The sequence below is a fragment of the Pseudomonas sp. S1_E05 genome (assembly GCF_056337105.1).
In genome coordinates, this window is record NZ_JBFRHM010000001.1 from 2435612 (window position 1) to 2458984 (window position 23373).

Consider the following 23373-nt stretch of genomic DNA (forward strand, 5'->3'; position numbering starts at 1 on the left):
CGCCGGGGCCCTTGAGCCCTGTCGACGCGGCGAGCAATTACGGTGTGACCGGAACGGCTTGTCGCGCCACTATTCCCCGGTGAGCAATTGTTCGTCGTCTGGTGCCTTGGAGGTCGAACTTCGTCGGCGATCCACCAGCACCCAACTGCCGTCGTACAACTGCAGCGGGAAACTCTCTTTCCTGCTCTGGCGTCGTTCGACAAAACCTTCGGATGTACTTACCGCCATGTTGGGTTCGCGCTGCATGCCCAGAAGGTCGCACACCGCTCGGGCCAGTTCCGCCATCGGAAACGGCTTGAACAGGATATGGCTGACTCCCAGTTGGTGCGCCCGTTCGCAGACTTCGGCGGTCGGGTGCCCGGTGATCAACACAAAATGACAATTCCTGTTCTGGCGGATCGCTTCGAGCGCTTCAAAACCTTCCATATCAGGCAAGCGGTAATCGAACACCACCACATCGGGTGCAAACTGTTCGGCTTCGCCGATACCCGTCGCACCGTCATGGGCAATCCGAACGTCCAGTTCCTGCACCTGAAGGTAATCCTTAAGGTTTTGGGCAAGAAGCTGTTCGTCTTCAACAACCAGTACTTTGTTTAACAAGGTGGACTCCTTGAAACCGCAGGTCCGATTTCCGAGCCTGATGGAGTGCGCGCCTTGATAGGGCTAACGCACACTTCATGCCAGGCTGAGCGCCGGTTATTTCACCGCCGTATCCCGTTGAATTGCTTCGAATAATGTTTTCGTCCAAGCACCCTTTCCCCCAAAGGCGGGGAAGCGCACGAATGGTCGCCGAAGCTTTTCCCCCACTATTGGGGGGCCAATCCTCAGTCGCCGTCAATCCTTTGGATCCGATTGCTGGAGCGCAACTGCGCAAGCACCTGTTGACGAACCTGGACCTGTCGCTGTCGGGCAAGGTACGCCCTGACCATTTCAAGCCCCTGCGATTCTGAGACATCGGCCGCCTCCAAGTGGTTCTGTAAATAAATCAAATGCCATCCGAGGGGAGTGCGAACCGGCTCACTCACTTGCCCAGGCCTGAGCGCAAAAGCGGCCGTTTCGAACGTCGGCATCATGCGGCCACGGGGGAAATAGCCCAGCTCGCCACCGGCGCCGGCACTGGCGTCTTCGGAGCCGGTACGGGCCACACTGGCGAAGTCCGCGCCCCGGCTGATTTGCGACTTCATCTCTACCAAGCGTAGTCGTGCGGCTTCGACTGCGGTGGCATCGGCACCCTGTGCGACCTTGATCAGGATGTGACGCGCCTGCACGGTCTCAGGCTGGCTCATTTCGCTGCGGTGTTCGTCAAAGAACGCACGAACCTCTGTCTCGTCAGGCGGGGCGACCTGCGTCAGTTGCGCGAACGTTTGCTGCGCAGCGAGTTCATGGCGGGTGTACTCGGCAAATCCGGCCTCGTCGAAACCGGCGTCCTCCAGGCGGCGGGCGAACTTCTCGGCTCCGCCCATGGCGTCGCGCATCTGCTCAACCTGGCGCTGCACGGCGGCATCGCTGATGACCACCCCGCGCTTGATCGACTCCTGCCACAGCAGCTCGCGGTCGATCAAAGCGTCCAGCGCTTTCTGGCGCAGTTGTTTGTAGGCCTTGGGATTACGGATGCTGCCCAATGCCCGGCCCTGGTCTTCCAGGTACTCGGCGAAATAACGCTCGAAACGCAGCGCCGAAATCTCCTGATCGTTGACCTTGGCCACTGCGGGCCCATTGCTGGCCAACACCGCCGGCAACCAACAGGTCAGGACCATCAACAGCAGTCTGGACTTCATGATCAAGGCCTCCGCTCAGGGTGTCGCCATCACAGGCTTATAGGGTGCAACCAGGTAAAAACGCTGGTCCGGCAGGTCTACGGTGACGATATGCGCACCGCTCAAGCCCAGGCGCCGGCCGGGCCCGAAGCTGATCAGCGGGGTCAGCCCGGTGTCGAAGTCATGCAGGCCTTCGAGTGCGTTGATCAGTTTTTCGCGGCTGGCATCGCGCCCCGCCTGCTTCATGCCTTCGCTCAACAACAGCATCGAACTGAATGCGCCGACCTGCAGCACCGCGTGCTGGCCGCCGAGCCCCTGCTGTTCGCGCACCTGGGTCAGGGCCAGGCGCCCGGCCTGGGTCCAGTCGCTGGGTACGAATGGATAGGACAGGAACACGCGGCGGGAAAAACCGCTGGGCACTTGCAGCAGGTCGCCTGCCACCTGATTCGAGGTAGCGAAGAGGTAAGGCACCTGCCCTGCCGTTTCCAGGCGCGCGGCAAACCGGGTGAAGTCCTCGCCGCAGCCCAGGTAGAACACCGAGCGCGACCCCAGCGGCAGTTGGTCTTGCGTCGGGCCGTAGGGGTTGACGCTGACGTTCTGCCAGCCGCGCTGGTGCAGGTATTGGCCGAGATTTTGCGCCGCCTGCTGCTGGCCGGACTCGTCGGGGTAGGTGATCAGCGTCGGGCCTTGAAGCACGCGCAAACTGTCGGTGGCGTAATCAGCCAGGGCGAAGAGTTGTTCGCGCAGCCCCGGCATGGGTTCGAAAATCTGCCGACTGGTTTGCGCCGAGCCCTGCAACGACACCGGGCCAATCAACGGGATACCGGCCTTTTCCAGGCGTGCAACGAGTTGCGAATCGAGCGCCGGGGCCAGCGGTGCAATCAGCGCGAACACCTGTTCCTGGTCAATCAGTTGATCCAGCGCAGCCTCCGCACTGGCCAGGTCAGGCCCCGGGTCGAGGATCGTCAGGCGCAACTGCCGACCATGTATGCCGCCCGCCTTGTTGATCCGCGCGATGCTGCCGTTGAGCACCGCCGCCACCGTCGCGCCCTCCTCCGCCAGCAGGCCGGCCCCCGGCAGCAAGGTGCCCAGATGCAGGCTGTCAGGGGTCAGGCCGGGGTCTCGCTCCTCGGCGAGGCGCTTGAGGTAGGCAGTCAGATTGCGCTGATCGCTCATCGACAGCACGAAGCGCGGCATCGCCAGGTCGAGACGATTGTTGCCGGGGTCCCTTCCCTCTTGCACGGCCCGCGCCAGCGTTTGGTCGGTGTAGGCCGGATAATCGCGGCCATTGACCTGCTGCTGGCCATGGCTGCTGGTCAGCCGGGACCAGCTCAGGTCCGGCGGTCGCACGCCGCCCTCGGGCCGACCCAGACCATCGGCGCCATGACAATTGGCACATGGCAGGCTCGTGGCCGGCAGCACCATGTTCGCCGCCCCGACCCGCGCCATGATCGGCTCGCCACTCTCCGATTTCCCTTCGCGATACAACCGCTTGCCGGCATTTTCGCTGGGAGTCAACGGCAACGCGTGAGCGCTCAGGGCAAGGCCGCAGCAAATCAACAGGCCGAGGATGACGGGGGTTTTCATGGCGCGCCCTCAGCGACCGGCCACGGGCATTGTCAGCAACTGCAAGCGCTGGGCAATGGCGGCGGGCGGTGCATCGGGACGGATCTTGCTCCAGCGTTTGTTGGCCACATCCCCCACGATCAGTTGGGTGGAGTGTTGCTCGGGTGTCGGCACGATCTGGCCGATTCGGCTCAGTACAAGGTCCATTTGCGCCTTGTCGCCGGTCAGAAAAAACCAGTGGGGCCCATCGACGCCCTGTTTCAAGGTGTAAGCCTTGAGCACCGCTGGCGTGTCCCGCAGCGGATCACTGGTAAGGGAAATGAAGGTGATGTCGTCTGCCTTGTCGCCCAGCACTTCTCGCACTTCCTTGAGCTTCTGGGTGATCAGCGGGCAGGCGTCGTTGCAACTGGTGAAAATCACGTTGAGCAGCACCACGCGGTTGTGCAGCGCATCGCTGTAGAAGCGCAGGGTATTGCCGTTCTGGTCCTGCAACGGCGTGTCGGTGAACCAGGTTTTGGCATCGCGGGTACCGGTGGCCGGTGGCGCCACCGCGACGGTCGGTGTCGCCGGCTGATGGTCTTCGTGGGCGAAGGCCATTGCGCTGAAAATCCAGAAACACACCGTCAGGCTGATCCAGTCGATGACTCTCATGGCTGTTGCTCCGTGCTGGCAATGGCGGTGTGTTTGGCATGGGCGTTGCGCTGACCGCTGATTTTTTCCACTTCGCGGGTCAGCACGGCCGGGTCGGTAAAGCCGTAGTAGCGTGTCCAGTGCCGACTGTTGCCGTCACCGACCAGGATCAACGGCTGATGGCTCTTGAAGTCACCGCTGAAACTGCCCAGCCCTTTGAGGGTTTCGTTGACCGACTGCGGCGAGCCGGTGAGCCAGCTCCAACCCGGCCCCTTCTGGAAAGCGCGGGCGTAGTCGTTCAGGCGCTTGGCGTCGTCGCGCTGCGGGTCGATGCTGATCGACACCAGTTGTACCTCCTTGCCGACCCGGCCGCCCAACTGCTGCTGCACCTTGCCCATGATCGAGGAGACCACCGGGCATACCGTGGAGCAACTGGTGTAGATGAAGCTCATGACCACGATCTTGTTGCTGACCAGGTCCTTCTCCAGCCGCACGCTCTTGCCGTTCTGGTCCACCAGCGCCACGTCGGCGAACCTGACCTGGGTGCTTTCCGAGCTGGCGCTTTTGGCCGGCATGTCGTGCCCGGCATGCTCGCCCGTCGAGTGCGCCATGGCCTGGCCGATGCCACATGCCAACAGACAAAGTGTCAGCAGTCCACACGGTGTAAATCGATTCATGTCGATGTCCTCTTCAATGAGCGGCGTCGGGCATTACCCGGACACTGGCAAACGTTTGATCACCAAAACCGGCGCCAAGGGACGGCGCGCGGACATGCAGGTACCAGGCACCCTGGCGGTCCAGAGTGACCGGGGCTTCGTAGACGCCGTTGCCGACGTCCCGGGCTGAAACGAGTTGTGGTCGCGAACTCGGCGCCAGGAAGTAGCGCACCTGCACGTCGTTGATGCCGCTGCGCACGGTCTTCTGTTTGCCCTGGACAATGCGCAAGCGCACGGTGTACGGCTTGCCCAGGGATGCGGTGGATTTATCGAGCAGGAACTCCACCTTCGGCACCCCGGTATGTTGCGCGGTGCTGTTGTCGGGCTCGATCACGGTGCTGAAGCAATGGACGATGTTGGGCTGGTTGAGCAGGAACGCCACGTCGAAGCGCCCCGCCGGCGGCAGCTTGATCCTTGAGCTGTACAAGCCTGGCTCGACTTCACGCAGGCTGCGATCGATCACCAGCGCCGCCCGCGCCAATTGCCCGCGATTGGGGTAACCGGACATCGGCGCGTTCATGCCTTCGGCGTAGAAGTAGGTGGTGTTGTCCACCGGGTTGACCACGAACACCGCGTTGTCATCGCGCGACACGGCCAGGCTCGACGCCAGCGGCAGGTCACCGGCCAGGCGCGGGGGTTTGGTCCCGGCCTCGAAACCCTGGGTGATTGGCTTGCGCCCTTCGCCCAGCGTTGCCAGGTTGATCATCGTCACTTTCGACGACGCCAGGCCGCGCACGTAGGCATAGGCCTTGGTGAACACCACTTGATAGGGCTCGGCGGAAACGTCCAGGTCGTGGATCAGCGCGTCGGTGGCGGCGTCGATTACCGAGGCCTGGTTCTCCAGGGTGTTGAGGACGATGCCAAAGCGGCCATCGGCACTGAAGCCCATCGGGCCGAGGCCCTGTTTCAACGCGATCACTCGCCGCACCGACTGGGTCTGGGCGTCCACCACGGTCACCGTGCCGTCCTGGCCATCGGCGACATAGGCGGCGTCAGACAGCGGCGAATACACCACCGACAATGGGTGCGAGCCGGTCTTGAGCTGTTTGATCAGGGTCAGGCTGGCGATGTCGATAATGCTCAGGGTGCCGTCGTCGCGGTTGGTGACGAAGGCGAAGCGGCTGTCCTTGCTGAAGGCCATTTCGTGGTGTCCGCCGCCGGTGGCCAGGTGCTTGAGCGTCTTGAGGCTGCGGGTGTCGATCACCGTCACCCCTGACTGCTCGGCGGATGGGGCGTTGTTGCCGACCCACAGCAGGCGTTCATCCGGTTGCAGGGCCACGCGCACCGGGTTGCTGCCGGCTGCGATCGACTCGCGCACCTTGAACTGCTCACTGTCGATCACCGCCACTTCATTGGCCGCCGGCATCGACACGAACACCCGTTTGTTGTCCTTTGGCGTGACCCAGTCCATCGGCGGTTGCTTGATGTCGATGCGCGCCATGGTGCTGGTGATGCCACCCACCGAAACCGACGGGTCTACCACCATGACGCTGGCATCGTGATTCATCACCAGCAGGAAATAGCTGTTGAGGTCGAGCACCGGCCGCGCGCCGATGTTGGATTTGAGGAACACCCCGACCCGTGACTTGCAACTCCTGTCACGGCCCTGGGCCTGATCGGCGGCCATCGCCTCGGGATCGAGCCAGGCACCGGGAGCCACCCCCGCCAGCGGTTGCCCAGACGCCTTGTCGGTGATGCGAAACAGCACGTCGGCGAACTCCCCTTCGCGCAGCACACCGTCCTCGGCCAGCGGCCGCATTTGCAGCGAAACCGATACGCCGTCGCGCTCCAGTGTCTGGTCGCCCCAGGTGCTGGGCAAGGCAACGTCGCTGAGCAGGGTCGGCGGCGTGGTGCGCCAGACGCTCAGCCAGATCACGGCCAACCCGATGATCAGCGTGCCTGCGGTGATTGAGATGGTCTTGTTCATTGTTGTTTTCCCCTGGTAAACCCGCCAACCCCGATCCCCTGTAGGAGCGGGCTTGCCCGCGATGAGGACGGCACCTTCAACATTCCAATGCCTGACACTCCGCCATCGCGAGCAAGCTCGCTCCTACAGGTTCCTCCTACGGTGCCGGTTCCGGCTCATTGGTCACCCGCAGCAATCCCCACAACCCGGAAATGTTCCCGAAGGCGCCGTAGTCGCGGAACAGGTAATCCCCCGGTACCGCGTTGACACCCCCGGCACTCGGCAACATGAAGCTGAAGTGCGCCGCCGGCAGGATGCTTTCGTGGGCTCCGATGTACATCGACATCGGGTTGTAGCCGAACTTCACCGAGCCCACGCCCGGAGCACCCATCGGATAGCCACCGGTATCGCTCTTCTCCGACAGGAATGGGTTGGCCGACCAGACATGCCCGTCCAGCTGGAAGGTGGTGCCGCGACTGCCGCCGGTTGGCATCAGGATGTGGGTCCTGAACGGTTGCCCCGGTTTGGCGTACAGCACCGGCGTCTGCGGATCGCCTCCCACCAGCGCATTGCTGTAGGCCATGTGCGCGTTGGTCATGTCGCCATAACCGGCACCCTGCGCGTGACCGAACGGTGCATCCGGTGCCAGGCCAAAGCGGTACCACAGCGGCTCGGTCCTATAGTTGATGGCCATGCTGGAGTTGTCCTGCGGGTCGGTCGGCACGCCGAACCCTTCCGCCGCAATCCCTTCCACGGGCCGCCCGTTGGCCCAGCGCATGTTCAGCGCCTTCTGCCAGACCATCGCGAAGTCGCGGTAGCTGGTTTGGCCAGGCGCGGTCACCGTCGCATTGACCTTGCGTGCATCCTCGACCCAGGTGGCGCCCATCGGCACGATACTCATCGCTGCGGCCAGGCCTTTCTGGCCTTGCTTGATCACGTCCGCCGGTGTGAAGTTCAAGCCGCCGAACTCGATCGCCGTGGCATTGATGTTGTCGACGTTGCGCCCCAGTTGGGTGATCGGTTTGCCTTCACGCTCCAGGTGCCCGGCGTAGTACTGATAGGTACGGGTCGGGTACGCGCCGCTGTTGCCGACGCGCGGTGGCACGGTCTGGATCGGGTTGGCGCCAACATTGGTGCCGTCGGATTTGGTGATGTCGTACGCCAGCAACTGCGCATGCAGACCCACGTGGCTCGATGGCCGCATCAGGTTGTTGCTGAAGGTGGTCGAGCCAGTGCCGCTGTTGCGGTCGCGCTTGACCATGCCTTGCATCACCGCCGTCTGGGTCAGGTCCGGCATCACGCTTGGCAGGCGGTTCTCCAGGGTGATGTTGATGCAATCACCGGCCGCCGCGCGCAGCACCAGCGGTTCGACGGGCACACCGGGTTTGAGCTTGCCGGTGGTGATGTCGAGATCAGCCTTGCGCACGTAGAGGATCGCGGTCGGGTCATGCAGCGGCCCGCTCTGTCCGCCGATGGTGATGGTTTCACCGTCTTCGGGATCGGTCACGGTGACCTGTGGAATGCTCACCGTGCGCGAGTTGAACACCAGGGTGCCGCCCGCCGGGTTCAACGGCCCCCCCACGTGCATGCCCAGGCCTGCCGGGTCGCCAATGGTCAGGCCCAGCGGGTTGGTGAGGATGTCATTGGCCAGTGCCGCGACCACTTCATAGTTGCGCTGCGGGGTTGGCCGGGTGCCGATGCCGTTGGGGTTGGCGCCGATCCGTGGGCACACGCCGTCGAACGCCACGGTGTTGCGCATGCCGGTCGGTTTGGCGTTGTTGGGGATGGCGAACAGGTCGTTGCGTTGTGCGGTGTAGTTGCGCATCACGCCCCAGATGCCGCTCCAGTAGCCTTCGATCGAGGCGTCCATCGAGTACAGGTAGTCACCCGTGGTCGCCGCCGAGCTTGAGAGCATCGAAACCGGTGCGATAAAGCCCATTTGCTCGGAGATGCCGATCATCTGCGACGCACGCCAGCCGGAGTTGGAGCTGTTGCCGAAGCCGGAACCGCTCTGCAGCCATTTAACCCCGTGCAACGTGACGTTGTGCTCCTCCTCGTGACCACCGGCATGCACCCGCAACCGCACGTTGTCACCGGTGTAGGTGCGCAGCATCGGCGTGAACGGGTCACCCGCTTCCGCGCCGCCCTTGTTGATGTGGGGCGGGAACAAGGTGGTGCCACCGGTTGGGCCGGTGGCCGCGGTGATCAGGTTCGGTGCCAGGTTCATCGCCGGGATTGCACGGTCGGTACGGCTTTGCATGGCATACGCCAGGTCGCCGCCCAGGCCATCGGCCTGCATGCCGCGCTTGCCGTCCGGGCCGACCTTGTTCGGGTCGTACACGCGCAGGGCCAGCGGTTCGTTACGGTAGTTGACGACGAACATGCCAGGGTCATCCACCGAGATTGCCTGTGGGCACGGCCGGGTCGGGCAACCAGGCACCATGCCGCCCTGCACTTCGAGCATGCCATCGAGCAAGGTGCTGGCGTTATTGCGCACCGGTGGGTTGATGGCGTAGCGGAAGCTGTCCGCGGTGGCCGGGAAGGCTTGCGGATTGGGCACGCCGTTAGGGCCGGCGCCCACATACACACCCGCTTCATAGGCGTGCTGGAAGTCGCTGTACTCCAGGAAGAACTCGCGGAAGCTGTCGTTCTTGCCGTCGCCGTCCAGATCACCCGTGTTGATCACCGCTTGCCACGAGGTTGGCCCGCCGTCCTGGCGCGCGCCGCTGTACAACGGTTCGCCAGTTTCGGCATGGAACCAGGTGGAGCCGGCTGGTTCAGCCAATACGGTGGCGTAAAGACCGATCTGCTGGTGAGTCGATGGGCCCAGGTGGTCGTGGGTGAAGATGGTGCCCAAGCCACGGTCAACGCCCTTGGTGTTGATCACCGGATCGACGAACCAGCGTTGCATCGCCGTGCGCGCCCCGACCCAGTCTGCCCGGCCGTATTGGCCGAAGAATGGATGGTTCTTGGCTTTCGGGCAGGCCGGTGTACCGTCTCGCGGATCGGTGCCTTCGCACTGGTTGAATTCGCGAATGGCGTGGATGCGCTCCTGAACTGCACCTGGGGAGAGCACGCCGTCCTCGTAGTTCCAGCCGTTGGCCGAACCATCAGCTGAGGTCAGGTCCCATTTGGGCAGGTGGATGTGCTGGCCGATCACGTCGGTAGGCGTGCGCACCTGATAGTCGTCCATCTCGTAGGTGGCGGGCACCAGGTTGGTTTGCTGGTACTGCACGCAGTCGAAGGTGTTCATGCGCATCACCAGCGGCTCTGGTGGACGCTGCTTGGTGATCACCGGCCAGGCGTCTTCCCACAGCGCCAGGATGCGCGCTTGGGGGAAGTGGTAGCCGACTTTGTTGTAGACCGCGTCAAACTGGATATTGGCCGCCTTATAGATACGTGGACGGTCGGCGGTGTAGGTCGAGGAACCGGTAAATGTCATGCCGTCGACCCGCTCGCCGCTGGCGAACTCACCGGTGCCGGCGCTGCTGGTCAGGCGCTTCTGCCGGTCATCCATGCACGGCTCGTAGTACGGCGCACCGGCTATCGGCAAGGCACCGTTGGTGCGGAAGTTACGCGGCACGATCTGGTTGCCGGGCAGCAGGGCAAAGCTTGGGTGTTCCTTTTTCGCATGGAAGGCCATGGCCGCCTGTTCGACTTCGGTGCCCTCTTCCGGCAGGTACAGCGGCTTGGCGCGTTTCACTTCCTTGGAAAAATCCAGCGAAGTGGTCACCGTCAGGGCTTCACCACCGGCGGAGAAACCGTCCAGGGAATGACGCCCCAGGCCACCGTCCCAACCGCCGGACTGGTTCGGGTCGAGGTTCGCCCATAGGGCTTTGCCTGTGGCTTTCAGGCTTTGAGCCGTGGCCGCGTCGAGCATGTCCAGCGGTGGGGTCGGTGGACGTTGGCCAACCGAACTTTCCATGCCGCCGATCCAGAAGGGATAGCCAGGGTTTTTCAGCGTGCCGTCAGCGTTGCGGTTGGCTTCGCTGCGGTCAACCAGGGCCAGGGAACCGATGGCCTGGGCGCCACCACCGTGGTGTTGGCCGTCGCCATCGCCTTGGCCCTCATGTTCATCATCGTCGTCATGGCCGGCGACCAGGGTTTCGCTGATTTTGGGCACCACCGCGACCTTGCCGGGCATCGGTGGCATCGCTTTGCCGGGCAGCGGTACCACGGCCGGGATCGGCGTGCCGGCGATGATCTCGCCATCGGGCAAGGCCCGCGCCCCCGCAGCCGGTTTGCCCTGGCGCAATGCGTAGGGTTCGCTGTGGTAGCCGTCGTTACCTTGTTGCGAAACTTCGAGTTGGGTGCCTTCTTCGAACACATCATGCACCCGCCACATGGCCCACATGCCTTGGGCGAAGTGCGGGTAGAAGTGGCAGTGATAGATCGCGTCGCCCGCTACCCGGTTGCGGTTGCCCGAGCCGCCGTTGGCGATTTCATAGGTGTAGCCGGCCCCTGGGCCGATGCCCTGGGCGTCGACGTAATCGGAGTTATCGTCATTGGGGTTGAACAGCCACTGGTGCCCGTGCAGGTGGAAGATGTGCTGCTCGTGGCCGTTGTGGGTGTTGCGGAATTTGACGAAGTCACCGATGTAACTGTGGTTGACGTTGGAAGGCTCCGACGGATACAGCGCCATGGTCGCCTTGACCCCGACCTGGTCGGCGCGCGGCGTCTGGCCGGGCGTGATGCCTTCCAGACCGGCGTTGGCCGGAACGTCCACCAGCATCGCCACATCACCGACGGTGTGGGAGCTGAGGAAGAATTCTTCATAAGCGCAGGACAGGCAATCGTGCATCGGCCCCACGCCCAGACGGTTGGCGACCACTTCGGCCCCCATGCCGCCAGAGCCGTAGTTGATCATGAACGAATCGCGGGTCGGCTCCAGCACGTGGGCCATCACCGGATCCGCCCAGTAAGCGGGGAACGCCTGGGTCGCCGCCGTTTCATCCTGGAACTGCGAGGCGAAATCACGGAACGGCTCAAGGCGATTGGGCAGCGCCGGGTTACGTTTACCGACTGACTCCAGCGCGTAGGTGGCGGGCAGGAAGCTGCCGTCGGCATTACTGCCCATGACAATGGCGTCGCTTTCGCTGGAGATGATTTCGTTGCCATCGACCATGTTGATGATCGGCGAGCCGGCCTTGCCTTCACGTATCCATGGCTCGCGTTGCGGGTAGCGGGCCTGATAATCGACTATCGGCTGCCCGGCTGGCGTGCGGCCAGTGCTGGCCAGGCGCATTTCTTCCTCGGTGATCGTGTTGCGGTAGCTGCGACCACCCTTGGGCACCACTGCAACCTGGCCGAACAGGCCGTTGGCGACGTTGCCCGCCGCACCTTCGCCACCGAAGGTCGCGCCACGGCTGCTGACGGCGAACACCCCTTCACGCTCGGCGTAAAGAGTGTAGGAACGGCTGGCACCTGGGGGGATCAGGGTGTTGGCGTTGCGTCCGGTGAACGACGAGATGTCGTCGACGCTGTTCACCGCTTGCAGGCCGTTGACCTGGAAACCGACGTGACGGTCGGCGACCTGCTCGTCGACCTTGAAGGGGTCGAGGTTGCCGCCTGCGACGCCCCCTTCCTCCTCGCCCTCTTGCTCGCCATCCTCATGGGAACCGGGGTTGGCCTGATAGGCCAACAGGTTCTGCAGATTGACGGTCAGGCAGTCGCCTGCCGCCACGCGCAACACCAGCGGCCGCGGACGCTTGTCCGGCCGCAACGTCACCTTGCCCGGCACCGCCGCGCCGCCCTGGGCCAACGACACTTCGTTGTCGTCGACCACATCCCGGCGCAGGGCGTAGATCATGCCGTTGACGTTCTGGGCGCCAAGGCGGTTGAACATGAGCGGTTGATCCAGCGCCACGACGTTCGCCACCAGGTTGCGTTCGCAGCGTGCAGCGGCTTCGGCGAGTTCGACGCCGAACAGCGGCGCAAGAAACAGCAATAGGTTAACCAGGTGATGAGCGTGGGGGATACCGGTCATGATCACGGTCCTCGCTGTGGGGTTTCACAGGGAATGGTTCTCGACAAATCCCTTTGAGCAATCCGCATGCCATAAATATTTTTGTTATTTTTCAGTCTGTTGCGATAACGACTTGATAAGTGGGGGGAAATCCCCCACCCATTTCCCCCACATTTCGGGTTGATGGCAGATTGCTCCGAGTGATCCACTGTGGGAGCGGGCTTGCCCGCGATGGCGGAGTGTCAGGCAACAAATGATGGGCAGATCCAACGCTATCGCGGGCAAGCCCGCTCCCACAGGAGACGGGGTGTGTTTGGGGATCAGGGGCTTATGCCCCAGAACTGGGGCACCCCCGGTTTACAACGGCGCGTCCGCTGCCAGCCCCTGCAAACGGCGGTACTGGCGCAGCACACTGGGGACATAACGCTGGGTTTCGGCGAACGGTGGAATCACCCCTCCCCGGCTCAGCACCGCTTGCGGCCCGGCGTTGTAGGCGGCCACGGCGAGGGCGATGTCATTGTCGAACAGGGTCAGCAGGCGCTTGAGGTATTTGGTCCCGCCCTGGATGTTGGCCTGGGGATCGTAGACGTTGCTCACGCCCATCTCCCGCGCGGTGTCGGGCATCAACTGCATCAGCCCTCCCGCCCCTTCGCCGACCGTGCGCTGGGGTCGTAGGCGGACTCAGCCTGGATCACCGCATGAACCAGCGCCGCCGGCAAATGATTGGCCGTGGCCGCCGCCGACACCCACTCGGCATAGGGCTGCCGGGCAATCATCTGCGGTTGCTGATCGAGGCTGACCAGCGAGGACGATGGCTCGCGAATCACCCGTTCGTAGGTCCGACCCGGGCGGTGGACGTTGGACAGAACGTAGCTGCCCTTGGCGTCCACGGAAACGAAGACATCGGCCTGGGCGGCACCTGCCAGCAGCACACAGCCGAGCAATCCCGCGGTGAGTGTTTTCATTATTCTTCTCCCCTGACCGACCCCGAAAAATGGGGGTAATGCCCCAATGGCCGGTGGTAAATCAGGCATACGCAAGCACTGTGCCGATTGCGTGGAGGCCCGTGAATCAAGGGTTGCGCGAGGATGTCCGGGGGTGAGCATGGCAATTGCATGAGGGGCTGTGGCGACCCTTCTGCCGACTCTGTGAGGTCATCATGAAACAGCCACTGTGTTTCGCCCCGCGTTCAACGCGAACTCAACGCGGGTTCACCCTGCTCGAATTGTTGGTGGTGCTGGTGGTGCTCGGGTTGTTGGCCGGCATCGTCGCACCCAAATATTTCGCCCAGCTCGGCCGCTCCGAAGTGAAAGTGGCCAAGGCGCAGATCGAAGGTTTGGGCAAAGCCCTGGACCTTTACCGCCTGGAGGTTGGCCACTACCCGTCGACCGAACAGGGTTTGCAGGCGCTGGTGACTGCGCCCAGCGACGAAACCCGCTGGACCGGCCCGTACTTGCAGAAAAAACTGCCCATGGACCCGTGGGGCCGCAGCTACACCTACCGTTACCCCGGTGAAAACGCCGAATACGACCTGCTGTCCATGGGCAAGGACGGGCAGCCTGGTGGCGACGGCGAAAACGCCGAAATCACCAGTTGGCAATGACCGGAGGTGCGCATGCGTTTCCATCTCAAGGCGGTGGGCAAGGCTGGCGTGGTGTCGATGAGCATCGAGGCCCAGGGTGACAGCGAAGCGCGACGCATGGTCGAAGACCAGGGCCTGCGGGTAGTCAGCCTGCACGCCGAGCGCCACTGGCGGGCGTTGCGCCTGCAAAAGCGCGAAGCGTTCAATCTGGTGCTGTTCAGCCAGGAACTGACCACCCTGCTCAATGCCGGCCTGCCGTTGATCGATGCATTGGAGAGCCTCGCGGAAAAGGAAAGTGCGCCGCAGGCCCGCAAGACCCTGAGTGAACTGGTACGCCTGCTGTATGAAGGCAAATCGTTCTCCCAGGCCTTGGGGCAGTTGTCGGCGGTGTTCCCGCCGCTGTACGTGGCGCTGGTGCAATCGAGCGAAAAGACCGGCGCCGTCGGCGAGGCTCTGGGGCGTTATGTCAGCTATCGCCAACGCATGGACGAGGTGCGGCAGAAGATCGTCAGCGCGTCGATCTACCCGCTGTTGTTGCTGGTGGTGGGCGGTGGCGTGGTGCTGTTCCTGATGGGCTATGTGGTGCCGCGCTTCAGCCTGGTATTCGAGGGCCTGGGCTCGGACCTGCCGTGGCTGTCGCAGATCCTGATGAGCAGTGGCATGTTCCTCCATGCGCATCAAATGGAGTTCTTCGGTGGCCTTGCGGCGATCATTGGCACCCTCACCTTCCTGCAACGACAACCGACCTTTCGTCGGGGCGTGGACCGTTTGATCGAAAGACTGCCGGCAGTCCATCAGCGCATCGTCATGTACGAACTGGCGCGTTTTTATCGCTCGCTGGGGATTTTGCTGCAAGGCGGTATACCGCTCGTCACGGCCATGGGCATGGTTCGCAACCTGCTCACAGTCGCCTCCCGCACGCGCCTGGATCAGGCCTGCGAACGGGTGCGTGAGGGCCAGTCGCTTTCAGCCGCGCTGGAGCTCAACCAACTGGTCACGCCGGTCTCGCTGCGCCTGCTGCGGGCCGGCGAGCAGTCCGGGAACCTGGGGCAGATGATGGAGCGCAGCGCCGATTTCTACGACGAGGAAATCAGCCGATGGATCGAGTGGTTCGTGCGGTTGTTCGAGCCTCTGCTGATGACGTTCATCGGACTGTTGATCGGAGTCATCGTGATCCTGATGTACATGCCGATCTTCGAATTGGCCTCAAGCATTCACTGACCCTGCGAATAAATACGCAGGGTGAGGTGTTCACCCATTGAATCAAGCAGCACAGACGTTCAAACCCGAAACAGAAAACGGAGAACGACATGCATATCAACAGACTCTTGTTGGCAGTAGCGATTGGCGCGGTCTTGTCGGCGTCTACCGTGTTGATCCCGGACAGCCTGTCCAGCGTATCCAGCGCACAGGCCAAGGATGGCGGAAGTGGCGGAAGTGGCGGCGGTGGCGGCGGCCATGGAGGTGGCGGAGGATCCGGTGGTGGTGGCGGAGGTGGATCTGGCGGCGGTGGCGGTGGAAATGGAGGCGGTGGCGGCAGTGGCGGCAGCGGTGGCAGTCACGGCGGTGATCATGGCAGCGGCAACAGCGGCAGCAGCCATGGTGGCGACCACAGTGGCAATAGCGGCAGAGGCAACGATTCTGGGCATTCCGGCAACACGGCCTCATCGGGTCGCAGTGGCACCCACTCCGAGCCCGGTGATGATCATGGCGTACATCGCTCAGGAGAAATCGGCGATGACCACGGTGTACATCGCTCCGGCGAGATCGGCGACGACCACGGCGTACACGTCGGTGGCGAGCCGGGTGATGACAAACGGTCCTGACCGAGAGTGATCCAACAACACCCATAGACCTTGTGAGTTACACAACCTGTGGGAGCGGGCTTGCTCGCGATGGGGCCGTGCCAGTCGATAGAGAAGTCGCCTGACACACCGCAATCGCGGGCAAGCCCGCTGCCACAGGGGCCGAGTGAACCCTACAGGCCTCCCTCCACCCCATCCAACCGCTCCCGCAAAAACTCGATCAGCGCCTGCACCGGGCGCGAACTCTGGCGATGCTGCGGGTAAACTGCCGACAACACGAGCGGCTCGGGCTGATAGTCCTCCAGCACCGGCACCAACCGTTCATCCTTCAACGCCGCCCCGACGATAAACGTCGGCAAATAAGCAATCCCCATCCCGGCCAAGGCGGCGTCCCTGAGCAATTCACCGTTGTTGACGCGCATGCGCCCGGCGACATTGACCGTCAGCGGTTTGCCCGGTCCGGCAAAGCGCCATTGCACCTGGCGGCCGTGGCCGTAGGGCAGGCAGTCGTGGTTGTGCAAGTCCTCGGGCTTGAGTGGCGTACCGCGCTCGGCCAGGTAGGCGGGGCTTGCACAGTACACCCGCTGGATGACGGCAATGCGCCGGGCAATCAGCGTCGAGTCTTCGAGCACGCCGATACGCAACGCCAGGTCATACCCCTCGCCCAGCAGATCCACCGGCCGGTCACTCAAGTCCACGTCAACCGTGACATCGCGATAGCGCTGCAAAAACAGCGGCAGCAGGCAACCCAAATGCGCCACGGCAAACGACAGCGGCGCACTCAAGCGGATGCTGCCGCGCGGCTCGGTCGTCTGGCCCGCAATGCCCTGCTCCACCTGCTCGACCTCACCGAGCAAGCGCATGGCCGACTCGTAATAACTCTGGCCCAAAGGCGTCACGTCCAGTCGCCGCGTCGAGCGGTTGAGCAGGCGCACGCCCAGGCGCTCTTCGAGCTGCATCAGGCGCCGGCTGACGAACTGTTTGGACAGGCCCAATTGATCGGCCGCCGCCGTGAAGCTTCCGGAGTCCATGACCTGGCAAAAAATACGCATGTCTTCGAACGGGTTCATTGTCACTCTCTGGTTGACAGTTAAACGCTTTATAGCCGCTTTTTCCTTTTGCGGCGACTTATTAATCTGTGTCCACGGTGTTGCTGAGGCCTGAACCGCAGAGCCAGCAGCCCTGACCCTCAGGTAACGAACTTCTAATTAATCAAAAAGGAATTGCCCCATGAAGATCATCAAAAAAACCCTGACCGCTTCCCTCCTCTCCCTCGCTGTCGGCAATGCGTTCGCCGCAGGCAGCCCAGGTGTCGAACACAACACCCAGGCCTTCCTCGAAGCCCTCGCTGCCGGTGGTGGCAAGCCGCTTGAGCAACTGAGCCCGAAAGACGCCCGTGCGGTGCTGACCGGTGCGCAGAACTCTGTGAAAGTGGACCTGTCGGGTGTTGAAGTCAGCGACCGTGCGATCAAGGTCGACGGCCAGACCATCGACCTGAAAATCGTGCGCCCGGCCAAGGTCAAGGGCGAGTTGCCGGTGTTCATGTTCTTCCACGGTGGCGGCTGGGTGCTGGGCGACTACCCGACTCACCAGCGCCTGATCCATGACCTGGTGGTCGACTCCGGTGCCGTCGCGGTGTACGTCAACTACACGCCATCGCCAGAAGCCCAATACCCGACCGCGATCAATCAGGCGTATGCGGCGACCCGCTGGGTGGCCGAACACGGCAAGGAGATCGGTGTCGACGGTAAACGCCTGGCAGTGGCCGGCAACAGCGTCGGCGGCAACATGGCGGCAGTCGTGGCCTTGATGGCCAAGGGACAGAAAGCCCCGGCCCTGCGCTTCCAGTTGCTGATGTGGCCCGTGACCGATGCACAGTTCGAAACCGGTTCGTACCAGCAATTTGCCGAAGGCCACTTCCTGACCAAAGGCATGATGAAATGGTTCTGGGACAACTACACCACCGACAAGGCCGAGCGTGCGCAGATCCATGCCTCGCCGTTGCAGGCCAGCGCTGAACAGCTCAAGGGCTTGCCCGCCGCGCTGGTGCAGACCGCTGAGTTCGACGTGTTGCGTGACGAAGGCGAAGCCTACGCCCGCCATCTGGATGCGGCCGGTGTGCCGGTCACCGCAGTGCGCTACAACGGCATGATCCACGACTTCGGCCTGCTCAATCCGCTGAGCCAGATTCCGGAAGTGAAAGCGGCGGTGCGCCAGGCGGCGTTGGAGCTCAAAGAACACCTGAAGTAAATCCGCCAATCACCCTCTGTAGGAGCGAGCAAGCTCGCGATGGACGTGAACGATGACGCGGGCTGTCTGAATGCCCGCGGTGTCTGGGCCTCCATCGCGAGCATTCGAGCGTCGACCGGCTGCTCCTACAGGGTTCCGGTTCCTGTCCCTGCCTTGCGGAGCGTCCCCATGTCCTTCCTCACCAACCACCTGCTGACCCTCAGTGCCCTGCTCCTGCTCATCGACACCGTGCTCTGGCACCTCGCGCCTTTCAAGCATCGCGTGACGCGGGTGGCGGTGCGCCTGGTGCTGTTCATGTTGTTCAGCGCGATCAGCATCAATGCCGGCGTCAATCCTTTGCAGGCGCCGTTGTTCGCTGATGATCGTGTGGCGCAACTGGGCGCTACCGCATTGGGAATTCTCTGGTGGTTGTACGCCGCACGGGTATTGACCGAAGTCATCGGCCTGGTGCTGATGCGCCGCATCGGGCATAGCGGGCGCTTGCTGCAGGACGTGATCGGGGCGCTGGTGTTTCTCGCCGCGATCGTCGCCGCTGCCGGTTATGTGCTGGAGCTGCCGGTCAAGGGTTTGCTGGCGACTTCCGGGATCGTGGCAATCGTCGTCGGTCTTGCGCTGCAAAGCACCTTGAGCGACGTGTTTTCCGGCATCGTGCTCAACACCACCAAGCCCTATCAGGTCGATGACTGGGTCGTCATCGACGGTGTGGAGGGCAAGGTGGTCGACATCGACTGGCGCGCCACGCACCTGCTGACCGGCGCCGGCACGACCGCCGTCGTTCCGAACTCGGTGGCGGCCAAGGCGAAGATCGTCAACCTGAGCCGGCCCAACAACATGTTCGGCGTGTCGATCAGCATCCAGGTACCCAACAACATTCGTCCACGCAGGGTTCTGGATGCCCTGGAGCGCACGCTGCGCGGCAGCAGCCGTTTGCTGGCCAATCCGGCACCAAAAGCCGTGCTCAAGGAAGCTGGCGAAACCATGTCCGAATACGTGATCAGCGGTTTTATCGCCGAGCTGGGCAACAAAAGCGAAGTGCGCAATCAACTGTTCGACCTGGCGCACCGGCACCTTGAGGCCGCCGGTATTTCCCGCAGGCTCGATGGCGTGATCGAACCGGCGACTCGCGCACGGGCGCTGCTGGATGAAGTGAAAATCTTCCGTTCGCTGAGCGACGACGAACGCGACCAGATGGCCCAGTCCATGGTGGCGCAACAATACGCGGCTGGCCAGGTGGTCTTGGGACTGGACGAAATACCGAACAGCCTGATGGTGATCGCCACCGGTGTGGTCAGTGCAACCGTGCCGGACGGCAACGCAGACACCGAAGCCGGGCGCATGGGCCCCAGTGAAGTGATGGGTGAACAAAGCATCCTCGGCGACACCCCTTCCCAGGCTACCTTCACCACCCTGACCTCGTGCGTCATCTACCGCATCGACAAGGCGCTGGTGCGCAGTGCCATGGAGCAACGCGTGGAAGTGGGCCGGGCATTGAACAAGTTGCAGGCGGTGCGCACGCAGAACAGCCGATTGGCACTGATGACCAAGCCGGTGCCGATCAAAAAGGGTGGGTTTTTGAGTTGGATGCAGAAGCGTTGAATGCATGAAGATCAAAATGTGGGAGCGGGCTTGCTCCCACAAAGTTATTGCGTGGTTATTTCGCGGCCAGTGCCGAGTAGCTGTTCATCAGGTTGCGGTAGTTAGGGATGCGCTGCGACAGCAGGTTGGCCAGGCCTTCCATGTCGTTGCGCCAGTCGCCCTGCAACTCGCAAGCGACCGAGAACCAGTTCATCAGGTGTGCACCGGCCGCTGTCATGCGCGCCCAGGCCGCTTGCTGCACGGTTTCGTTGAAGGTGCCGGAAGCGTCGGTTACCACGAACACTTCGAAGCCTTCAGCCAGCGCCGACAGGGTTGGGAACGCTACGCACACGTCGGTGACCACACCGGCGATGATCAGTTGCTTGCGGCCAGTGGCCTTGATCGCCTTGACGAAGTCTTCGTTGTCCCAGGCGTTGATCTGGCCAGGACGGGCGATGTACGGCGCGTCCGGGAACAGCTCCTTGAGTTCAGGCACCATCGGGCCGTTCGGACCGTTTTCGAAGCTGGTGGTGAGGATGGTCGGCAGTTTGAAGAACTTGGCCAGGTCACCCAGGGCCAGGACGTTGTTCTTGAACTCGTTTGGCGAGAAATCCTGCACCAGCGAGATCAGGCCGGTCTGGTGATCGACCAGCAGGACAACCGCATCGTCTTTGTTCAGGCGTGTGTATGGAACGTTGCTCATGTGAAGCTCCTCGATGGATGGGTGTTACACGAGCGTCGGCACGCAAAGCCAACGCATTTTCTTTTGGTTAAAACGCAAAGCACGAGCAGCCGAAGGCGCCCCAGAAGCCGGCAAAATCACTGACCGGCACGCTCGACATCCGCGCCCTGTCATGGCTGTGGGCATGCACGCCACACGGACCGCTGCAATGGTGAACCTGGGCCTGCATCGGCGCGTTCTGGCGCCAGTGACCCGGCACCTTCGCCACCGGGGACCAGTCCGGGAGCACCGGCACACTGGCTGGCCCGAGTTTTTCGAAATCGCCAGCGGCGTAGACCACCTTGCCGCCGACCACGGTCAGCACCGACTCGATCCACTTGATCGCTTCTTCCTCGACGCTGAAGAAGTCCGCGCTCAGGGCCGCTACGTCAGCCAGTTGGCCGACCTTGATCATGCCTTTCTTGCCTTGCTCGGAAGAGAACCAGGCGCTGCCATGGGTGAACAGTTCCAGCGCGGTCTGGCGCGACAGCCCTTCGGCGTGCAGTTCCAGGCCACCGACGGTGCGGCCGCTGACCATCCAGTACAACGAGGTCCAGGGGTTGTAGCTGGAAACGCGAGTGGCGTCGGTGCCGGCGCCCACCGGTACGCCTTCGGCGAGCATGCGCTTGATCGGCGGTGTCGCTTCTGCAGCCTTGGCGCCATAACGCTCGACGAAATACTCGCCCTGGAACGCCATGCGGTCCTGAATGGCGATACCGCCGCCCAGCGCTCTCACCCGCTCGATGTTGTGCGGGGTGATGGTTTCGGCGTGATCGAAGAACCACGGCAAACCATTGAACGGAATGTCGCGGTTAACCTTCTCGAACACGTCGAGCATGCGGCTGATGGATTCGTTGTAGGTGGCGTGCAGGCGGAACGGCCAGCGCTGCTCGACCAGGTGGCGAACCACCGGCTCCAATTCGTCTTCCATGGTTTGCGGCAGATCCGGGCGCGGCTCCAGGAAGTCCTCGAAGTCCGCTGCCGAGAACACCAGCATCTCGCCGGCGCCGTTGTGGCGCAGGTAATCATCGCCCTGGTGCAGGGTCACACTGCTGGTCCAGTTCTTGAAGTCAGTCAGCTCTTCCTTGGGCTTCTGGGTGAACAGGTTGTAGGCGATACGCACGGTCAGTTGCTGGTCTTTGGCCAACTGCTCGATCACCTGGTAATCGTCCGGGTAGTTCTGGAAACCGCCGCCAGCGTCGATGGCGCTGGTCAGGCCCAGGCGGTTGAGCTCACGCATGAACTGGCGAGTGGAGTTGACTTGATATTCCAGCGGCAGCTTCGGCCCCTTGGCCAGAGTCGAGTACAGGATCATCGCATTGGGACGCGCCACCAGCATGCCGGTCGGCTCACCGTTGGAGTCACGCACAATCTCGCCACCCGGCGGGTTCGGCGTGTCCTTGGTGTAGCCGGCCACGCGCAGGGCTGCACGGTTGAGCAAGGCGCGGTCGTACAGGTGCAGCACGAACACCGGGGTGTCGGGCGCGGCCTGGTTGAGTTCGGCCAGGGTCGGCATGCGTTTTTCGGCAAACTGGAATTCGTTCCAGCCACCGACCACGCGCACCCACTGCGGCGTTGGCGTGCGGTCAGCCTGTTCCTTGAGCATGCGCAGCGCATCGGCCAGCGACGGCACGCCTTCCCAGCGCAGTTCGAGGTTGTAGTTCAGACCGCCGCGGATCAAGTGCAGGTGCGAGTCATTGAGGCCGGGAATGACGCAACGACCCTTGAGGTCGATGACCTGTGTGGCTGAACCACGCAGGGCCATGGCCTCGGCGTCAGTGCCCACGGCGACGAAACGGCCGTCGCTGATGGCGACAGCACTGGCGCGCGGGTTTTCACGGTCAACGGTATGAAATTGACCATTGAGCAGAATCAGATCGGCGTTCATCGCGTTTCCTTGGATGGAGTGGAAGAGGACAACCAGGGGGCGAACAGACGCGTCGCCAGGGGCATGAACAGGTAGCACACCGACACAACGATGGTCAGTGTGATCAGGAACGTGGCGACCACGTAGTTGGACAGCCAGGCATTGAGCTTGAGCAGCGGGCCCCACAGCAGCGGCACCAGCAGGGTATGCGGCAGGATCACAACCAGTGTGACCACCGCCTGCTTCCAGCGTGGTGGCGGTGGTGGTGCGTTATCGGTGGTTGGCGCGAACCAGAACTCATTGACCGGGTTGACCTCGGTCTGGTCGCCATCGGCAAGCATGGGCGCCGCTTCGTTGACCAGTTGCACGCGCTGCGGCGAGTCCAGCCAGCGCTGCATCGCTTCGGTGCTGCTGTAGCGCAGCACGCAGGTAAACAGGTCGAGGCCAGCGTTCTTGCCGCGAATCACGTCCACGCCCAAGTGCCCTTCCTGCTGCCCGGCGATGCTGACGATGTTGCGTAACCAGGCTTCGTAAGGCACCTCAAAACCGGGTTTGATCCGGTGTTTGATGACCAGGGTCACGACTTCGTCGAAACGGTTGGATTCAGGCATAACGTAAAGCTCCGGTGAAGCGGACATTAAGCGCGAGCCGTCCTGGCCCCGCGATCAGGACGCTGCTGAACAGCAGCAACAACAGCCAGCCGAACTGCCCTTCTTCGACGCTCCACTGTGGGTGCACCACCAGCAGCGCGATCAACAGGACACACAGAATCGGCAGGCACGCCAGACGCACCAATACCCCGGCGATGATCAGCAGCGGGCACAGGACTTCGGCAAAAATCGCCAGCATCAGAGTGACGTGAGCGCCCAGATGGAAGGGGTCTTCGATCACCTGCAACTGAGCACTGTAGTTAAGCAGCTTGGGCAAACCGTGCACCCACAGCAGGAACAGGCTGGCGCTGACACGCAAAAAAAACAGCCCGATTGCCTGGGCCCGTTCATCCGGTCGCGAAACGTTCATGGGGTACCTGCAC

Annotated in this window: 17 protein-coding genes and 1 pseudogene; 5 read left to right on the forward strand and 13 right to left on the reverse strand. The window is 62.7% G+C overall.

The window, feature by feature from the left end:
- Nucleotides 1-69 precede the first annotated feature (69 nt).
- The 8 genes and pseudogenes from AB4N33_RS11250 to AB4N33_RS11285 form a co-directional block, all read right to left on the reverse strand.
- A complete protein-coding gene (locus tag AB4N33_RS11250) occupies nucleotides 70-600 on the reverse strand; it encodes a response regulator (RefSeq protein ID WP_460126536.1) in 531 nt (176 codons plus the stop codon).
- Between the two features lie 224 nt (nucleotides 601-824).
- Entirely contained in the window at nucleotides 825-1778 is a 954-nt protein-coding gene (locus AB4N33_RS11255) for a peptidylprolyl isomerase (protein ID WP_476457305.1), read from the reverse strand.
- Between the two features lie 15 nt (nucleotides 1779-1793).
- The gene (locus AB4N33_RS11260; protein ID WP_476457306.1) at nucleotides 1794-3344 is read right to left on the reverse strand and encodes a cytochrome c/ABC transporter substrate-binding protein; all 1551 of its coding nucleotides are present in this window, start codon (nucleotides 3342-3344) and stop codon (nucleotides 1794-1796) included.
- A gap of 9 nt (nucleotides 3345-3353) precedes the next feature.
- Nucleotides 3354-3974, reverse strand: coding sequence for an SCO family protein (locus AB4N33_RS11265; protein ID WP_460126541.1), 621 nt, complete (start codon nucleotides 3972-3974; stop codon nucleotides 3354-3356).
- Nucleotides 3971-4630, reverse strand: a complete 660-nt coding sequence (locus tag AB4N33_RS11270; protein ID WP_460139606.1) for an SCO family protein — start codon at nucleotides 4628-4630, stop codon at nucleotides 3971-3973. The genes AB4N33_RS11265 and AB4N33_RS11270 overlap by 4 nt, the downstream gene beginning before the upstream one ends.
- Before the next feature lie 13 nt (nucleotides 4631-4643).
- A complete protein-coding gene (locus tag AB4N33_RS11275; RefSeq protein WP_476457307.1) occupies nucleotides 4644-6596 on the reverse strand; it encodes a YncE family protein in 1953 nt (650 codons plus the stop codon).
- A 136-nt stretch (nucleotides 6597-6732) separates the two neighbouring features.
- Nucleotides 6733-12561 carry a manganese-oxidizing multicopper oxidase MnxG gene (gene mnxG / locus AB4N33_RS11280; protein ID WP_476457308.1) on the reverse strand — a complete coding sequence of 1943 codons (5829 nt, stop codon included), beginning with the start codon at nucleotides 12559-12561 and terminating at the stop codon, nucleotides 6733-6735.
- 336 nt (nucleotides 12562-12897) lie between these two features.
- Nucleotides 12898-13505 (reverse strand): annotated as a pseudogene (locus AB4N33_RS11285) (lytic transglycosylase domain-containing protein).
- A 194-nt stretch (nucleotides 13506-13699) separates the two neighbouring features.
- On the opposite strand from AB4N33_RS11285, the gene gspG reads away from it, so the two are divergent.
- From gspG to AB4N33_RS11300, 3 genes are all read left to right on the forward strand, one after another.
- Nucleotides 13700-14143 (forward strand): type II secretion system major pseudopilin GspG, encoded by a 444-nt coding sequence (gene gspG / locus AB4N33_RS11290; RefSeq protein WP_460116451.1) that lies wholly within the window; start codon nucleotides 13700-13702, stop codon nucleotides 14141-14143.
- Nucleotides 14144-14155: 12 nt separating this feature from the next.
- Entirely contained in the window at nucleotides 14156-15343 is a 1188-nt protein-coding gene (locus AB4N33_RS11295) for a type II secretion system F family protein (RefSeq protein ID WP_476457309.1), read from the forward strand.
- Nucleotides 15344-15432: 89 nt separating this feature from the next.
- A complete protein-coding gene (locus AB4N33_RS11300) occupies nucleotides 15433-15948 on the forward strand; it encodes a hypothetical protein (RefSeq protein WP_476457310.1) in 516 nt (171 codons plus the stop codon).
- A 152-nt stretch (nucleotides 15949-16100) separates the two neighbouring features.
- Here AB4N33_RS11300 and AB4N33_RS11305 read toward each other — a convergent pair whose 3' ends face one another.
- Nucleotides 16101-16997 (reverse strand): LysR family transcriptional regulator, encoded by an 897-nt coding sequence (locus tag AB4N33_RS11305; RefSeq protein WP_476457311.1) that lies wholly within the window; start codon nucleotides 16995-16997, stop codon nucleotides 16101-16103.
- Between the two features lie 160 nt (nucleotides 16998-17157).
- Between AB4N33_RS11305 and AB4N33_RS11310 the strand changes: the two genes are divergently transcribed.
- Entirely contained in the window at nucleotides 17158-18177 is a 1020-nt protein-coding gene (locus tag AB4N33_RS11310; protein WP_476457312.1) for an alpha/beta hydrolase, read from the forward strand.
- A gap of 168 nt (nucleotides 18178-18345) precedes the next feature.
- On the forward strand, nucleotides 18346-19773 hold the full coding sequence (locus tag AB4N33_RS11315; RefSeq protein WP_460139609.1) for a mechanosensitive ion channel domain-containing protein: 1428 nt from the start codon (nucleotides 18346-18348) through the stop codon (nucleotides 19771-19773).
- A gap of 55 nt (nucleotides 19774-19828) precedes the next feature.
- Here AB4N33_RS11315 and ycaC read toward each other — a convergent pair whose 3' ends face one another.
- The 4 genes from ycaC to AB4N33_RS11335 all read right to left on the reverse strand — a co-directional run bounded on the left by ycaC (nucleotide 19829) and on the right by AB4N33_RS11335 (nucleotide 23360).
- Nucleotides 19829-20455 carry an isochorismate family cysteine hydrolase YcaC gene (gene ycaC / locus AB4N33_RS11320; protein WP_460116460.1) on the reverse strand — a complete coding sequence of 209 codons (627 nt, stop codon included), beginning with the start codon at nucleotides 20453-20455 and terminating at the stop codon, nucleotides 19829-19831.
- Nucleotides 20456-20522: 67 nt separating this feature from the next.
- Nucleotides 20523-22361 carry an amidohydrolase gene (locus AB4N33_RS11325; RefSeq protein ID WP_476457313.1) on the reverse strand — a complete coding sequence of 613 codons (1839 nt, stop codon included), beginning with the start codon at nucleotides 22359-22361 and terminating at the stop codon, nucleotides 20523-20525.
- Complete coding sequence (locus AB4N33_RS11330; RefSeq protein ID WP_460116463.1) at nucleotides 22358-22951, reverse strand: antibiotic biosynthesis monooxygenase; 594 nt, start codon at nucleotides 22949-22951, stop codon at nucleotides 22358-22360. The genes AB4N33_RS11325 and AB4N33_RS11330 overlap by 4 nt, the downstream gene beginning before the upstream one ends.
- Nucleotides 22944-23360, reverse strand: a complete 417-nt coding sequence (locus AB4N33_RS11335) for a DoxX family protein (RefSeq protein WP_476457314.1) — start codon at nucleotides 23358-23360, stop codon at nucleotides 22944-22946. The genes AB4N33_RS11330 and AB4N33_RS11335 overlap by 8 nt, the downstream gene beginning before the upstream one ends.
- Nucleotides 23361-23373: the final 13 nt, after the last annotated feature.